At 62.2% G+C, this 15,095-nt stretch carries 14 protein-coding genes; 9 read left to right on the forward strand and 5 right to left on the reverse strand.

Annotated features, from left to right (window positions below):
• Positions 1–11: 11 nt before the first annotated feature.
• Both JAB8_RS22520 and JAB8_RS22525 read right to left on the reverse strand, forming a co-directional pair.
• Positions 12–779 (reverse strand): SDR family oxidoreductase, encoded by a 768-nt coding sequence (locus tag JAB8_RS22520; RefSeq protein WP_070291486.1) that lies wholly within the window; start codon positions 777–779, stop codon positions 12–14.
• Positions 754–1,482, reverse strand: a complete 729-nt coding sequence (locus tag JAB8_RS22525; RefSeq protein ID WP_070291487.1) for a GntR family transcriptional regulator — start codon at positions 1,480–1,482, stop codon at positions 754–756. Before JAB8_RS22525 ends, JAB8_RS22520 begins: the two co-directional genes overlap by 26 nt.
• A 142-nt stretch (positions 1,483–1,624) precedes the next feature.
• On the opposite strand from JAB8_RS22525, the gene JAB8_RS22530 reads away from it, so the two are divergent.
• Together JAB8_RS22530 and JAB8_RS22535 are read left to right on the forward strand one after the other, a co-directional pair.
• The gene (locus JAB8_RS22530; protein ID WP_070291488.1) at positions 1,625–2,065 is read left to right on the forward strand and encodes a thioesterase family protein; all 441 of its coding nucleotides are present in this window, start codon (positions 1,625–1,627) and stop codon (positions 2,063–2,065) included.
• Positions 2,066–2,216: 151 nt separating this feature from the next.
• Positions 2,217–3,581 (forward strand): amino acid permease, encoded by a 1,365-nt coding sequence (locus JAB8_RS22535; RefSeq protein WP_070291489.1) that lies wholly within the window; start codon positions 2,217–2,219, stop codon positions 3,579–3,581.
• Positions 3,582–3,669: 88 nt separating this feature from the next.
• On the opposite strand, the gene JAB8_RS22540 is transcribed toward JAB8_RS22535, so the two are convergent.
• The gene (locus JAB8_RS22540) at positions 3,670–5,277 is read right to left on the reverse strand and encodes a hypothetical protein (protein ID WP_139143144.1); all 1,608 of its coding nucleotides are present in this window, start codon (positions 5,275–5,277) and stop codon (positions 3,670–3,672) included.
• 423 nt (positions 5,278–5,700) lie between these two features.
• Between JAB8_RS22540 and JAB8_RS22550 the strand changes: the two genes are divergently transcribed.
• From JAB8_RS22550 to JAB8_RS22575, 6 genes are all read left to right on the forward strand, one after another.
• Positions 5,701–7,410, forward strand: a complete 1,710-nt coding sequence (locus JAB8_RS22550; protein ID WP_175444826.1) for a methyl-accepting chemotaxis protein — start codon at positions 5,701–5,703, stop codon at positions 7,408–7,410.
• A 24-nt stretch (positions 7,411–7,434) separates the two neighbouring features.
• A complete protein-coding gene (gene cysC / locus JAB8_RS22555) occupies positions 7,435–8,064 on the forward strand; it encodes an adenylyl-sulfate kinase (RefSeq protein WP_070218576.1) in 630 nt (209 codons plus the stop codon).
• Positions 8,065–8,097: 33 nt separating this feature from the next.
• On the forward strand, positions 8,098–9,216 hold the full coding sequence (locus JAB8_RS22560) for a sulfotransferase (RefSeq protein WP_070291492.1): 1,119 nt from the start codon (positions 8,098–8,100) through the stop codon (positions 9,214–9,216).
• A gap of 194 nt (positions 9,217–9,410) precedes the next feature.
• Positions 9,411–10,751, forward strand: coding sequence for a diguanylate cyclase (locus tag JAB8_RS22565; protein ID WP_070291493.1), 1,341 nt, complete (start codon positions 9,411–9,413; stop codon positions 10,749–10,751).
• Positions 10,752–10,792: 41 nt separating this feature from the next.
• Entirely contained in the window at positions 10,793–11,179 is a 387-nt protein-coding gene (locus tag JAB8_RS22570) for a DUF2946 family protein (RefSeq protein ID WP_070291494.1), read from the forward strand.
• Between the two features lie 68 nt (positions 11,180–11,247).
• Positions 11,248–11,691, forward strand: coding sequence for a DUF411 domain-containing protein (locus JAB8_RS22575; RefSeq protein ID WP_070291495.1), 444 nt, complete (start codon positions 11,248–11,250; stop codon positions 11,689–11,691).
• Between the two features lie 124 nt (positions 11,692–11,815).
• Here JAB8_RS22575 and JAB8_RS22580 read toward each other — a convergent pair whose 3' ends face one another.
• Entirely contained in the window at positions 11,816–14,047 is a 2,232-nt protein-coding gene (locus JAB8_RS22580) for an NADP-dependent isocitrate dehydrogenase (protein WP_070218577.1), read from the reverse strand.
• Between the two features lie 373 nt (positions 14,048–14,420).
• On the reverse strand, positions 14,421–14,591 hold the full coding sequence (locus tag JAB8_RS22585; protein ID WP_343216114.1) for a hypothetical protein: 171 nt from the start codon (positions 14,589–14,591) through the stop codon (positions 14,421–14,423).
• Positions 14,592–14,805: 214 nt separating this feature from the next.
• On the opposite strand from JAB8_RS22585, the gene JAB8_RS22590 reads away from it, so the two are divergent.
• A complete protein-coding gene (locus JAB8_RS22590; RefSeq protein ID WP_071650141.1) occupies positions 14,806–15,093 on the forward strand; it encodes a hypothetical protein in 288 nt (95 codons plus the stop codon).
• The last annotated feature ends 2 nt before the right edge of the window (positions 15,094–15,095 follow it).

Below are 15,095 nucleotides of genomic sequence, written 5' to 3' on the forward strand. Positions count from 1 at the left end.
TTCCTCCTGGATTAAATACGTTGGCCGCCGTCGATGGGAATTTCCGCGCCCGTGATGTACGAGGCGCGCTCGCTGCATAAAAATTCCACCAGATCCGCCACTTCGGCCGTCGTGCCCAGCCGGCGCAGGGGGATTTGCGTGTCGACGATGTGCGAGGTGCCTGGCGACAGGATCGCCGTGTCGATCTCGCCCGGCGCGATAGCATTCACGCGCACGTTCAGCGGCGCCATGTCGTTGGCCATTTCGCGCGTCAGCGAGGCCAGCGCCGCCTTCGAGCTGGCGTAGGCGGAGCCGGCGAACGGGTGCACGCGGTAGCCGGCGATCGAGCACAGGTTCACCACGGAGCCGTGCGCATTCGACAGTTCCTGCGCAAAGCCGCGCGTCAGGGCCAGCGGCGCAAAGAAATTCGTGTTGTACATCTCCTGCCAGGTCTGCATGTCGGTGGTCAGCGAATTGACGCGCGAACCGCCCGGCCCCTTCGGCGACACGCCCGCGTTGTTCACCAGCGCGTGCAATTTCGAGTCGCCCAGCATGGGACGCAGGGTGTCGACCATCTGCCCGATCTGGCTCAGGTCCGACAGATCCATGCACACATGCGTGTTGTGCTCCTGGCTGCGCGGGCAGCCGCCCGGAATCGGGCTGCGCGAGACGGTGATGACCCGCCAGCCCAGGCTGCGGAAGCGCTCGGCCACGGCGTGGCCGATGCCGCGGCTGGCGCCCGTGACGATGGCCGTTTTCTGTTCAATCTTCTGTTCAGTCTGGTACGTGTTCTGCGTCATGTGCTTCCTTGTCTTGTTCTGGTGCGCCGGCGTGGATGCGCTCCTGGCGCATTACATAGGCCAGCATCTGCGTGCCGCCGTCGAGGATGTCCTGTTCGATGGCGCGCCGCGCGGCCGCCCCGTCGCGCTGGCGCAGCGCGGCGATGATGGCGTGGTGGTGGCCGACGCGCATGTCGGGCGAAAAGCTGGCGTAGCCGGCGGCGATCAGGGGTGCCGTCTGCATCCACAAATGGTCGACGAAGCGTTTTAACGTCGGCATGCCGGCCGCCTGCGACAGGCCCAGGTGAAACGCCTGGTTGCATTGCAGGGCCGCCGGCAGGTCGTGCCGCGCAATCGCCTCTTCGTTCGCCTGCAGCAGGCGCTCCAGGTCGGCCAGGGTGGCGTCGTCGATGCGCTGCGCCGCCTCGAATGCACCCAGCCCTTCCAGTTCCAGCCGCAGCGCGCGGATTTCCAGGTAGCGCGCCACGCTGAGCACGGGCACGCGGAAATCGCGCGGCGAGCGCAGCACCAGCGCCTCTTCCTGCACCAGCTGCAGCATCGCGTCGCGCACGGGCGTGACGCTGGTACCGAGCTGCAGCGCCAGCTCGCGGATGCGCAGGCGGTCATTCGGCTGGAAACGCCCGGCCGCCAGCGCGTCGCGCAGCATGGCGTACACGGACTTGCCCAGGTTGACGTGCTGCAGAGTGTCCAATTGCTGATTCATGCGTGTTTTTGATCTTTTAAAATTATGATGCATCATACATCAATGTGAAAAACAGTGTTTTCCAGACGTGCGCTGCGGACAGGAAACAAGGAAACACCGCAAGCACGTACAATCAGCCGCCACCGCATCGAAAGGAGCGCTATTGAACTGGGATTATCCGCACGCCCACACCCTGCCCGTCACGCCCGAACCGGGCGACATCGACGGCTTGCAGCACACCAACAACGCCGTCTACGTGCGCTGGTGCGAGCATATCGCCTGGCACCACTCGGCCACACTGGGGCTGGACCTCGACGATTACCGGCGCCTGGACCGGGCCATGGCGATCCGCCGCGGCGAATACGACTACCTGCTGCCGACGCGGGCCGGCGAAGCGCTGACCCTGGCCACCTGGCTGTGCGCCAGCGATGGGCGCTCCAGCATGGAACGGCGCTTCCAGCTGATCCGCGACAGCGACGGCGCCACCGTCGTGCGCGGACGCTGGGACTTGATCTGCATCGAATTGAGCAGCGGCCGCGCGCGCCGCCTGCCGCCAGAGTTCCTGGCCGTGTACGAACCGGCCATCGTCGCGGCTGCCGCGTAAAGCGTCGCCCGGGCCGCCGTTTTGCGCGCCGTTCGGCGAAGATGCGGGGCGTTTCTTGCGCCTTCGCAGTGCAACATGCATTTCGCTCCTGCTTTGCCCGTGCATGCTTTAGAATCAGCGACCTCAGCCCCGTAAAAACAGGATAAAACATATGACGGCAGTCGGGAATACCGAACCACAAGAGCTCAAGCGCGGCCTGAAAAGCCGCCACATCCAGCTCATCGCCCTGGGCGGCGCCATCGGCACCGGCCTGTTTCTGGGCATCGCGCAAACAATCAAGATGGCCGGCCCTTCCGTGCTGCTCGGCTATGGCATTGCCGGCGTCATCGCCTTTTTGATCATGCGCCAGCTGGGCGAGATGGTGGTCGACGAACCCGTCGCCGGCTCCTTCAGCTATTTCGCCGACAAATACTGCGGCCACCTGCCCGGCTTCCTGTCGGGCTGGAATTACTGGGTACTGTATGTGCTCGTCAGCATGGCCGAGCTGACGGCCGTCGGCATCTACGTGCAGTACTGGTGGCCCGGCGTGCCGACCTGGGTCTCGGCACTGATCTTCTTTTGCGCCATCAACGCCATCAGTTTGCTCAATGTCAAAGCGTTTGGCGAGATGGAATTCTGGTTCGCCATCATCAAGGTGGTCGCCATCATCGGCATGATCGTCTTCGGCGCGTATCTGCTCGCTTCCGGCGACGCGGGGCCGCAGGCGTCCGTGGCCAACCTGTGGCAGCACGGCGGCTTTTTCCCGAATGGCTGGCAGGGGCTGGTGATGGCCATGGCCGTCATCATGTTCTCGTTCGGCGGCCTGGAGCTGGTAGGCATCACGGCGGCCGAGGCGGATGATCCGAGCACGACGATTCCGCGCGCCACCAACCAGGCCATCTACCGTATCCTGATCTTTTACATCGGCGCGCTCGGCATCCTGCTGTCGCTGTACCCGTGGCAAAACGTCGTCACCGGCGGCAGCCCTTTTGTCCTGATCTTCCATGCGCTCGACAGCAACCTGGTGGCCACGGCCCTGAACGTGGTGGTGCTGACGGCGGCACTCTCCGTCTACAACAGCGGCGTGTACTGCAACACGCGCATGCTGTTCGGCCTGGCCAAGCAAGGCAATGCGCCGCGCGCGCTGCTGCACCTGAACCGCCGCGGCGTGCCGCTGGTGGCGCTGGGCGTGTCCGCGCTGGCGACGGGCGCCTGCGTGGTGGTCAATTACTTCATGCCGGGCGAAGCGTTCGAAGTGCTGATGGGCCTTGTCGTGTCGGCGCTGATCATCAACTGGGCCATGATCAGCTGGATCCATTTGCGTTTCCGCGCGCAAAAGAAGGCCGAGGGCAAGACGACCCTGTTCCAGAGCCTGGGCTACCCGTTCACCAACTACCTGTGCCTGGTGTTCCTGGCCGGCATCCTGGTGATCATGTACCTGACGCCGGGCCTGCGCATCTCCGTCTACCTGATTCCCGTGTGGCTGGCCGCGCTGGGCGTCGGCTACTGGATCAAGCAAAACAAGGCCAAGGCATAGGCTGTTTTGCGCCGCATCCAGCCAAGCAACAAGCAAACAAAAAGCCCGTCTTCGCAGACGGGCTTTTTGCATGGACGCGCGGTCATGTCTACGCGACGGCGGCTCCGCCCTCTTCCGGCTGTGCATCGGTTCGCCACATGCTGACGGTCTGGCCCGCATACGATTGCAGCAGCACATCGTCGCTCAAGGTCAGCATCGCCTGCTGGCGCTGCTCCGCCTTCTTCTCGGGCGTCATGCCGAGCTCTCCGGTCCGGTACGGTCCCAGCACGGGCAGCAAATCGCGCAGCACGGAATAATTGCCTGGTATGGTCTTGTCCGATTCCAGCTTGGCCAGGAAATACTTCATGACATGCTCGGACTGCTTGCCCTCCTGCCGCAAGCTCGCCTTCACCATCTTGCCATCCTTGTAGGCCACCTGCGCATCGCTGCTGGCCGTATCCTCGATCTGATGATACGTATAGTTCTGCGATTCCGTGCTGTCCGTCAGGCGCAGCGGCACGCCGGGGACGAGGGTCTCATGGAAGCTGGCGCTCAGCTTCGATTGCTGCTGCTGCCTGACTGACCGCTCGTCCTGGCTGGCGCCGGCCTGCAGTGTCTTTTGCGACACTTCATAATTGAAGCCATCCTTTTCCGAACTGCGCATGGGATTGCTGAATTTCACGGCCTGCGATACGGAGGCGCTGAAATCGGCCAGCCCCGTCAGGATGGACTTGTCCTCGGCCGCCAGCCGCCACTTGCCCGTCTCGGGTGTGTCCGTGGCCGCTTGCGGCGCGGCGGTATTGCTGTGCAAGGCCGTAAAGCTATCCTTGAGCATGGCCACCAGGCCCGCGTCGCCATGGCCGCGCGACGCCGCCTGGTCGAACTGCTTCATGTAACTGCCCAGCGCCTTGGCTTGCCGCTCCTTGCTGCCCAGGGTATTGAGTTGGCTGGCGTCGACCTTCAGGTCCAGGGAGCCGGCCACGCCGCTGAAGCTGACCTGGCGCTGCGCGCCATCGGCCTGGAAATCCAGGGTTTGCACGCCCTCTATCTCGCCGCGCACCTTGACTTCCGCATGCAGTTTCACCGACGCCAGCAACTGCTGGTCGAACTGCATCAAGCCTTCCAGCTTGATTTTCGGCGTATCCCGTCCCATGCCATCGATGGCGTCCTGAAAACCCTTCGCCAGGTCGCCCAGGGCGCTGGCTTCAGCGTCGCTGAGGTCGCCACTGGTCGTCATGCTCACGGCCAGGCCGTCGCCCTGACTGTCGAGCGACAGCTTGACTTCCACACCGCTTTTGGTCGTGATGCTGAGGGTAACCTTGTCTTCGCCATTGCCATGCAGGCTGCCCGGCGCGATGCCGGACGCCGCATACACATTCGGCGTGGTGCTCGGCGGCGGCTGCCGCATCGCCTGCGAGAAATTGTAGTTGCCCAGCTTGGCCTGCCCCAGCATGGCCGCGCCCAGGCCGCTGAAACGGCCGCCAAACGCATGCGAAGAGAAACTCTTTGTCATCGCCTCGCTCACCTTGTTGCGCGTCGCGCTTTCCCATATCGTCGGCGAAGGCAGCAGCTGCGCGACGGCTTGCGTCGCCCCGATGTCGACAATGGAGGACGGACTCGGCGCCGGAGACGGCGCGGCATCCGCCTTGGTGGCAGCGGCATTAAGCGCGCGTGAGGGACTTGGATTCCAGCTCGGGATCGAGGAGACGGAGGTCATGGGTCTTATGCCTTGCTAAACGAAGATGGGTGGTTAGGTAAAGTATGCATAACTTTCATTTTTTGATAACTGGTAGCCGTCGAGTACTGCCATGTTTTCTCAGAGCATGGGATGGGTCGCATCTCAAGCGCTAAGCAGACACTGCTATAACGACGTGAAATGTGAAATCATGAGCGCAAGGGAGCATGAAAATTTTTCATTCTTGATACAAATCATGCTCCGCCGCCATGCCAGCGTTCGCAGGTGTTCGCCATCTAACTCAATTTGAACAGTTGCCACAAGTAAATTTCTACTGTTGCTCAAATGCTGAAAGTGACGAAGTGTGATATTTCGCCGGCCCGCAATCAATATGATCGCTGAGTGCTTCGTGATAAAGCTGCATATGCTTATTCGGAACCGCAAGCACGGCCTTAAGGAGGCAATATGAAATTTATGCACTTAACCATCGCCAAGCGGCTCGGCATGGGCTTTGGCCTGGTCGCCCTGTTCCTGTTGCTGGTCATCGCGCTGGGGCTGACCAGCATGCGACAAATCCAGGACCGCATGGATGAAGCAACCAAGGTCAACAACGTCGAAACAAGGCTGGCCCAGACTATGGACTTGACAGTGACCGAGCGGGCGCTGGCGCTGCGCAATCTGATTTTGCTGAAGGAGGAGAAGGAGATCCAGATCGAGGTCGCGCGCATCGCCGAGCAGGAAAAAAAATACGCCGCTGCCCAGCAAAAGCTGGGGGAAATGTTCGCCAAACTGGAAGGCACCTCGAGCGAAGAAAAAAGCCTGCTCGAACAGATCCGCACACAAAGCGACCTGGCGGCGCCCTTCATTCAGCGGGCCGCCGCGCTGGCGCTGGAGCACAAGCAGGACGATGCCTACAAACTGCTGCGCTATGAATTCCGCCCCGTGCAAAAGCGCTGGTGGGAATTGCTGCGCACCTTGATCGCCGTCGAGGAAAAGCAGAATAACGAGGCCTCCAGCATGGCCGAGGCGGCCTACAGCCAGGCGCGCCTGGTGATGCTGAGCATCGGCTCGCTGGCCCTCATCACCAGCCTGCTGGCCGCCGTGCTGATCACGCGCAGCGTGACGCGCCAACTCGGTTGCGAGCCCGACGAAGCGGCGGCGATCGCCGGGCAGATTGCCAGCGGCAACCTGGCCGTGCCCATTCATACCCGCCCCGGCGACACGCACAGCCTGCTGCACGCCATGCAATCGATGCGCGACAGCCTGGCGCAGATCGTCCAGCAAGTTCACGCCAGCACCGAGACCATCGCCACGGCGGCAGGCCAGATCGCCATGGGCAACCTGGACTTGTCTTCGCGCACGGAACAGCAGGCCAGTACGCTGGAGCAAACCGCTTCATCCATGGAAGAACTAACCAGCACCGTGCGCATCAACACCGACCATGCACGCCAAGCCAACGGGCTGGTCGAATCGGCCTCCAATGTCGCCACCAAGGGCGGCGCCGTGGTGGCGCAGGTGGTCGACACCATGGCGGCCATCGATGTCTCGGCGCGCAAGATCGTCGACATCATCGCCGTCATCGACGGCATCGCCTTCCAGACGAATATCCTGGCGCTGAACGCGGCGGTCGAGGCGGCCCGTGCCGGGGAACAGGGGCGCGGCTTTGCCGTGGTGGCCACCGAGGTGCGCAATCTGGCGCAGCGCTCGGCCGCCGCAGCCAAGGAAATCAAGGACCTGATCGGCGACTCGGTCGACAAGGTCCAGGCCGGCAACCGGCTGGTCGAACAGGCAGGATCGACCATGCACGAGGTGGTCGCCAGCGTCAAGCGCGTCACCGGCATCATGTCTGAAATGATGTCCGCCAGCCAGGAACAATCCGCTGGCATCGAGCAAATCAATATGGCCGTGACGCAAATGGACAATGTGACGCAGCAAAATGCGGCACTGGTCGAAGAAGCCGCCGCCGCAGCGCAAGCGATGCAGGAACAGGTCAACAGCCTGAACGATGTCGTCAGCGTCTTCCGCGTGGGCAACATCGCTGGCGGCCGCGATGCGGGACTGCGCCTGGTCAGCCGTCAGCCACCGCCGCCGGCAGTACGGCGCGCGCCCGCCACGGCAAAGCCGGCTCGTCCGGCCGTCGCCAAGCCCAGCGAAATCGAGTGGGAACAGTTTTGAGCCGGCAACGGGGGAGTGGCACACGTGGGGAAACTGGAACAGATCGCCGCTGCGGGCGAAGTGGTAGCGACGCACATCTTCCCGCATGCAAGCCATATCGGCAAGGAACAACGGGGCCTGCTGGCCGGTCAGCAAGGCGCGACGCTGTGGCTGACCGGCCTGAGCGGCGCAGGCAAGTCGACGCTGGCGTACGCGCTGGAAAGGCGGCTGCTGGCAGAGGGTCACCTGAGCTGCGTGCTCGACGGCGACAATATGCGGCACCACCTGAATGGAGACCTGGGTTTCTCTCCCCGCGATCGCCAGGAAAACATCCGCCGCAGCGCCGTCGTGGCCAGGCTGATGAACGATGCCGGCATGATGGTCATCTGCGCCTTCATCTCGCCGCTGCGCAGCGACCGCGAGATGGCGCGCCAGATCATCGGCAGTGACAATTTTATCGAAGCCTATATCAGCACGCCGAGCGCGCTATGCGAGGAACGCGACCCCAAGGGACTGTACAAAAAAGCGCGAGCCGGACTGATCCCTGCATTTACGGGCGTCTCCGCGCCCTACGAGGCACCGCTGGCGCCGGCGCTTATGCTGGACACGGGCGTGCTGTCGCTGGAACAGGCCTGCGAGCGGCTGTTCCAGCAACTGTGCCCGCACTTCATCTGATGCCGCGCGGCCACCTTTTCGAGGAATGATGAGATGATCAGCAGCCACCATCCCGGCCAAGGCGCGCGCCCGCGCCCCGTCATGATGATCCCCTTGCGCCGCTGCGGCAGCCATGCCCTGCGCCTGCGCCTGAACCTGTCGCCGCAGTTTTATTCGCCGTATCCACTGCACCTGGTTGACATGATGCCGCTGCTGCCCCTGTACGGCGACTTGCGCGATGACCGCGCCTACTTTCGCCTGGTGGTCGATGTGGTGGGCCTGACGGCGGCCAGCATGGTCAAGTGGCCGGGGGTCGTCTTCGATCCGGTGGAAGTGTTCGAGACGCTGCGCGGCCAGCCGCGCAGCATCCACCGCGTGGCGTGGGAGCTGCTGCTGCGCGCGGGCGAACGCCGCCAGGCGCAGGTGGTGATGGACAAGTCGCTCGACAGCGTGCACTACGCCGACGACATCGTGCGGCTATATCCCGACATGCTGTTCCTGAACGTGGTGCGCGATCCGCGCGCGCAAGTGGCGTCGATGAACCGCGCCATCATCCACGATTTCGACACGCTGCTCAATGCCAGGACCTGGCTGGCCGCCCATGCGGCAGCCGACCATGTCGTGCAACGCTATCCGCGGCGCGTGCTGACGATACGCTATGAAGATTTCCTGTCGCGGCAACAAGAGACGCTGGAAACGGTATGTGATTTTCTCGGCATCGCCTTCCTGCCGCAAATGCTGGACGTGGCCGCGTCGGCGGAGGCGCGGCGAATCGCGCAGTTGTCATCGCTCTGGTCGGCCAACTGCCATGCGCCGATCGCGACCAACATCGACAAATTCAGGCAGCAGCTATCGGACGATGACATCAACCTCATCGAAACGCTCACCGGCCCGTATATGGACCGCTACGGCTACGCGCGCCTGAGCCGCGGCGACGCCAACATCACGCCCGCGCTGATCGAGCTGGCCGGCAAGCGCTCGGCGCAAGGACGCGAACGCGCCTGGCACGCCTTGGAACAGGATAACTTCCGCGATTACGTGCTGCGCCGCTGCCGCGCCGACTATCTGGCCCAGCTGCATGCACGGCTCAGCCAGGCCAGCGGCGCGCAGGGCAGCAGCACCATCGTCACGCTGGATCAGCTCGACCAGGGCGCGTTTGTCGTCAGCGATTAAAGCCTGGCCATCGCCAGTTCCAGGCTGCCCTCCTGCGCCTGGCGAGCAGCTGCTTGCCCGATAGTTCTTTCTAGGTGACAAGCTTGGGCATGCCGCCGCCATTGCCTCCCGGGCAAGTCACGCTGCCCAGTCACTTATCCCTAAAAACAACAATTTCAATATCGATCGGCAATGTCCACTAGAATGGTGGGCATATGAAACATATGATTAGCGCGCCGGTCGCCAGTTTCACCGATTTGCTGCTTGACGCCGTGTGCATGGTTGACGTGGACGGGCGCTTCGTGTTCGTCAGCGCCGCCTGCGAACGCATCTTCGGCTACACGCAGCAGGAAATGATCGGCAAGCTCATGCTCGACATGGTCGCCCCCGCCGACCGCGCGCGCACCCTGGCCGCCGCGCGCGCCATCATGGATGGCCATGCGCAGACGCACTTTGAAAACCGCTACCTGCGCAAGGATGGCAGCCTGGCCCACATCATGTGGTCGGCCCGCTGGTCCGCCGCCGACCAGCTGCGCGTGGCCGTGGCGCGCGACATCACCTTGCTGAAACAGGCGCAGGCAAAGCAGGCTGCGCTGTACGCCATTTCCGAAGCCATGCAGGCGACGCAGGACTTGCCCGCCTTGCTGTACCGCATACAGCACATCATCGGCGAGCACTTGCCTGCGCGCAGCCTGACCTTGCTGCTGCAGGACGAACATGGCGCACAGCCTTTGATGACCTGCCATGCCGGCGACAGCGGGCCGCAGCCGACGCCGTCCCTGGCCAGCCTGCTGTGCGACGAAGTCCTGCGCAGCGGCCGCCCCTTGCTGCTGCAGGCGGGACAACTGGCCGGCCTGCCGCCGGCGCTGCAAACGGCGGCTGGCGCCCTGTCCTCGTGCTGGCTTGCCGTGCCCCTGTATTCCTCGATGGGCAGCATCGGCGCGCTGGCCTTGCAAGGCGGCCAGGATGCCGTCATCGGCACGGCGCAAGACCAGGATTTGCTGCAATTTGTCGCAAAGCAACTAGCGACCGCCATCGAGCGCCGGCAGTTGCAGACGCAAATGCAGTTCATGGCCATGCACGATGAACTGACCCGTTTGCCGAACCGCCGCCTGTTCCACGACCGCCTGCACACGGCGTTCGCCCGCGCGCACCGCCAGGAAGGCCGGCTGTCGCTGCTGTTCCTGGACTTGAACAACTTCAAGCGCGTCAACGATGACCACGGCCATGCCTGTGGCGACCTGCTGCTGCAAACGGTGGCGAACCGCCTGCGCGATTGCATGCGCGAAACCGACACCTTGGCCAGGATGGGCGGCGATGAATTCGTCGTGCTTCTGGAAAGCAATGTCACACCGGCCGATGTCAGCCTGATCGAGCAAAAGATCCACGCAGCCCTGGCCCCGCCGCTGCACCTGGGCAACGGACAGCAATTGCGGATCACCGTCAGCATCGGCGTGGCCCACTATCCGGAAGACGGCGATACCATGCAACTGCTGTTGCGCCATGCGGACCGGGCCATGTATGCATCGAAGATGCTTGCCGCCGCCTCGCGCTAGCCTGCCCTGGCGACAGTACCCGCATGCTATACTTTCCGGCAATGCTGAGACTCTTCAAAACATGGCTGATCCTGCTGCTGATCGCGGCGGTGCCGCTGCAGGCGGCCGCCGCAGGCGCCATGCGGGCGTGCGCGCCGCTTGCGGCATCGCCTGCCGCCGCGATGGCAGGGGCTTGCCAGCATCACGCCGCGCAGTCATCCGCCATCACGGACAGCGCCGGCACGCCGGAAGAAAACAAGACCCCTGCCAAGCATGCCGCGTGCGGCGCCTGTTCCCTCTTTTGCCTGGGCGCACTGATGCCGCCCGGCCTCGCCCTGCCCGCCGCGCCCGTCAACGGCGCGGAACATGCGGCCCTGACCACTGCCACCTTGCTGCCGGGATTCATTCCCGACGGCCCGCGCCGGCCGCCGCGGCCGCTTTCCGCTTAAATTCCAAGCTCGTCCGAAGCAGGCCACCGCGGTGGCCACGATAGCCCTATTCCGTCTGAAAGCGACACATGATCAAACATTACATACTGCGCGGCGCCTTCGCCGCCATGCTGGGCTTGCCCACGTTCGCCATGGCGGCCCTGCCCGTCATTGAAGTCTACAAGAGCGCCTCGTGCGGCTGCTGTTCCGAATGGATCAAGCACCTGGAAGCGAACGGTTTCACGGTGCGCGCGAAAAACGTCGAGATGCCGGCGCAATACCGCAAGCTGGCCGGCATTCCCGACGCGCTCGGCTCCTGCCACACGGGCCTCGTCAACGGCTACGCCATCGAAGGCCATGTGCCGGCCAGCGACATCAAGCAGCTGCTGCGCGAAAAACCCAAGGCGAAGGGCCTGGCCTTGCCGGCAATGCCGATGGGCTCGCCAGGCATGGAAGGGCCGCGCAAGGATGCATACGACGTCTTGCTGGTCAAGAGCAATGGCAGCACCAGTGTTTACAAGCACTACCAGTAAGATGCAGGGCCAGTAAGATGCAGGGCCAGTAAGATGCAGGGAAAATGAAAAACGCCGCCGGAATCGCTTCCGGCGGCGTTTTTTTTGTCAGGCAGTAAAGAACTTACTGCCTGTCAGGACTGCATCAGATGGTGTCGAGCACGGCATTCAGGCTGGCGCTAGGACGCATGACCGCTTCCGTCTTCGCGGGATCCGGCAGGTAGTAGCCGCCGATATCCGTTTCCTTGCCTTGGACTGCTTTCAGCTCGGCAACGATCTTTTCTTCGTTGTCTGCCAGGGCTTTTGCCACTGGCGCAAAATGCGCTGCCAGTTCCGCATCGTCCTTCTGCGCTGCCAGGGCTTGCGCCCAGTACATGGCCAGGTAGAAATGGCTGCCGCGGTTGTCCAGCTCGCCCGTGCGTGGCGATGGCGACTTGTTATTGTCCAGCAGTTTGCCGGTGGCTTCATCGAGGGTTTTCGCGAGGATCTTGGCTTTCGCATTGCCCGTCTTGATGCCCATGTCTTCCAGCGACACGGCCAGCGCCAGGAACTCGCCCAGCGAATCCCAGCGCAGATGGTTTTCTTCCACCAGCTGCTTGACGTGTTTCGGTGCCGAACCGCCGGCGCCCGTTTCGTACATGCCGCCACCGGCCATCAATGGCACGATCGACAGCATCTTGGCGGACGTGCCCAGTTCCAGGATCGGGAACAGATCGGTCAGGTAGTCGCGCAGGATGTTGCCGGTTACGGAAATGGTGTCCAGGCCGCGGAAGGCGCGTTCCAGCGTGTAGCGCATGGCGCGCGTCTGCGACATGATCTGGATGTCCAGACCCTTGGTGTCGTGCTCCTTCAGGTAAACCTGGACCTTCTTGATGACTTCGTTCTCGTGCGGACGGTAGGAATCGAGCCAGAACACGGCAGGCATGCCCGAATTGCGCGCGCGCGTGACGGCCAGCTTGACCCAGTCGCGGATCGGGGCGTCCTTGACCTGGCACATGCGCCAGATATCGCCCTCTTCCACCGTTTGCGTCAGCAGCACTTCGCCCGTTTCCAGGTCGGTGATGTTGGCGGTGCCGCCTTCAGGCACTTCAAACGTCTTGTCGTGCGAACCGTATTCTTCCGCTTGCTGCGCCATCAGGCCCACGTTCGGCACGGTGCCCATGGTCTTCGGATCGAAGTTGCCATGCCATTTGCAGAAGCCGATCATTTCCTGGTAGATGCGTGCGAAAGTCGATTCCGGCATGACTGCCTTGACGTCTTTCGGACGGCCGTCGGCACCCCACATCTTGCCGCCGATACGGATCATGGCCGGCATCGACGCGTCGACGATGATGTCGTTCGGCGAATGGAAGTTGGTGATGCCCTTGGCCGAATCGACCATGGCCAGTTCCGGACGATGCGCGTGGCAGGCGTGCAGGTCCTTGAGGATTTCATCCTTTTGCGACGCTGGCAACGTGTCGATCTTGTCGTACAGGTTGCTCATGCCATTGTTGACATTCACGCCCAGCTTGTCGAACAGTTCCGCGTGCTTGGCGAACGCGTCCTTGTAGAAGATGCGCACGCAGTGGCCGAAGACGATCGGGTGCGAGACCTTCATCATGGTGGCCTTGACGTGCAGCGAGAACATCACGCCCGTCTTGAAGGCGTCGTCGATTTCCTTCTCGTAGAACTCCAGCAGTGCTTTCTTGCTCATGAACATGCTGTCGATGATCTCGCCCGCTTGCAGGGAAACCTTCGGTTTCAGCACGATGGTCTTGCCCGAGGCTGTGACCAGTTCCATCTTGACATCGCGCGCTTTTTCCAGGGTCAGCGATTTTTCGCCGTGGTAGAAGTCGCCATGGTGCATGTGCGAGACGTGGGTTTGCGACGATTGGCTCCACTCGCCCATCGAGTGCGGGTGCTTGCGCGCATACTCTTTGACGGCTTTCGGTGCGCGGCGGTCGGAATTGCCTTCACGCAGCACCGGATTGACCGAGCTGCCGATGCATTTGCCGTAGCGGGCCTTCAAGGCTTTTTCTTCTTCGGTCTTCGCATCTTCCGGATAGTCGGGCAGCTTGTAGCCACGGCCTTGCAGTTCGCGCACGCAAGCGATCAACTGACCTTGCGAGGCGCTGATGTTCGGCAGCTTGATGATGTTGGTGTCCGGATTCTGGGTCAATTTGCCCAGTTCAGCCAGGGTATTCGGGACTTTTTGCGCGTCCGTCAGGAATTCGGGAAATTCAGCCAGTACACGTGCCGCCACCGAAATATCGCTGGACACCACGTCCACGCCAGCCGGCGCGGTGAATTTTTTGATAATCGGCAGCAGGGAATACGTCGCGAGCAGCGGCGCCTCGTCAGTCAGCGTGTAGATGATTTTGGATTTTTGTGTTGCCATGTTCATTCCCTTGTATGCGGTGATGCCTGGTGGTTAACTTTCTTCATTCCAAACACAGGACGGTTAGCCTTGCTTTGGACGGCTAGTGTGCCGGCGGTGACGCCGTGCTTGCCCACCGCGTATTTTAGACTGTCCTGCCGCTGTTTGTGTATCCGATGGCGACGAATCTTATATAAGACAGCAAATATCCGGAACTACCGGGCCAGAATGGCCATTTTCCGCCTTGAAATGGATGCGGGGCAGCGGCACGGCATGTATGCCGCCCCGAAAAAACATTCCATATTGACAATATTCAAGTGGAAGCGACGTCACGGTCCCTCGTTCTTGACGATGCCGCGCACATTCGTCAGCGCCAGGCAAACGTTCAGCACGATCAAGGCCCAGGCTTCGTCTTGCCAGCCCCAGCACACCACAGCACGTTGCTGAACAGGAAAACCCAGAACCCGGCAAGGCGCCGCGCGGCCATGCGCGAGCCCACCAGCCAGGCCGCCAGCAGCGAAGCGGCCATGGCGGGCCATTGCAACAGTTCGATAATGTCCGACATGGCGCCTCCTGTGCATCGTTCAGTTGGCAATATTGTCTGTTGTTTTATCAGCGCACGCCTGCCAATCCCGCTCCACTTCCCCGTAAATCCTCAGTCGGCTTGATGTCGATTAAGCCAGCTTATTAAAACAGCCATACGATGAGCGTGCTTGCTTCTTTTATTCATCCATTGTTTGTCTTTTCTCAACTGAAAGGTATTTCAAATGAAACCTGCTATGCGGAAAATCAAGTCAATACGGCAACAATTGGGACAGGGCATGACGGAATACATCGTCATCGTGGCCCTGATCGCCGTCGCCGCCATCGGCGTATATCAATTGTTCGGCGCCACCATACGCAACCAGACGGCCGGCATCGCCATGGAGGTGTCGGGCAAGAACGGCACAGCCGCCATCGCCAAGGCCGGCGGGGCCGCCACCAAGGCCGAGACCGCCGCCAAGGACACGGCGAAGAACAGCCTGTCCACGTACGGCGACCAGGCCACCACCGGCAAGCAGGACTAGGC

The organism is Janthinobacterium sp. HH106 (genome assembly GCF_001758725.1).
Classification (GTDB): domain Bacteria; phylum Pseudomonadota; class Gammaproteobacteria; order Burkholderiales; family Burkholderiaceae_D; genus Janthinobacterium.